At 39.4% G+C, this 914-nt stretch carries 1 protein-coding gene; it reads right to left on the bottom strand.

Going from position 1 to position 914, the window contains the following annotated elements:
* A partial coding sequence (locus ACTJIP_RS23025) for an RHS repeat-associated core domain-containing protein (protein ID WP_440705143.1) occupies positions 1–914 on the bottom strand: 914 nt, incomplete at both ends.

Genomic DNA, 914 nt, shown 5'->3' with positions numbered 1-914 from the left:
GGATTATTAAAAGCATAATTGTATGGTGTAAATCTTCTTGATTTCTCTGCCAATGGATCCACCACGCCCCATCTTCCTAAATCCGGCATATACATCCTTGCTCCATAATCAAAAAAACCTGTTTCCTGTAATTCCTTACCATTATACTTGTAAGACTTATAACTTCCGAAATAAGAATTACTCAACCCTCCTGAGATATGGTTTAACCCAAATGCATAATAATTATTGGTATCAGTAACTTCAAGAGCTCCTGTGCTGTCTTTACCAAAGCTCACCCTCGTATTTCCAAGGTGGTCTTTGTACTGATAAATATAGCGATTTTCTGCAAAACTGTAAACTCCTTCTGCTGTATGGACAAAATCAAGCCTCCATTCCGGAGTAATTCCCCCAGGATCAATAATACCTTTGTATGCCTGCTGCTCATAGGCGTACTCCGTACGACAGGTTATACAGATTCCTCCTCCCTCAAAATAGTTGTACTGAAAACCATCCAGATAATCCGTAATCGTAACACTGGCTAGTCCACGAGGTGGTGCGCTGGAATAAGTTTTACGTACTTTTACGCCATCTGCACGGTATAAATAATCCAAGCCAATATTCATCGCAAGCCCAAATGGATTATTCTGTGTAATGGAGTAAGAATCAGGTAAGCTCAGATAATTATATACAATACTCTGAATTCCTTTATCCTTCATAGTGGTCATGCTGCCGTTAAGGTCATAGTCAATCACATTATTTCCTCCCTCATAACCGGTGTCATTCAATGCATTTTCTATCACCTGAGTCAAACGGTTGCCATTATAGATATAGTCAAGATTATCAACCAATGTCGAGGTCTGACCCGATACAGGAATAGCCCTTCTTTTAAGATTGCTGATATTCCCATTCACATCATAAGTCAGGTATTCGTCATA

This window comes from Chryseobacterium sp. 22543 (assembly GCF_052044565.1).
Classification (GTDB): Bacteria; Bacteroidota; Bacteroidia; order Flavobacteriales; family Weeksellaceae; genus Chryseobacterium.
Note: the sequence above shows the minus strand (reverse complement) of the source record. Positions and strands in the feature narration are given on the sequence as shown.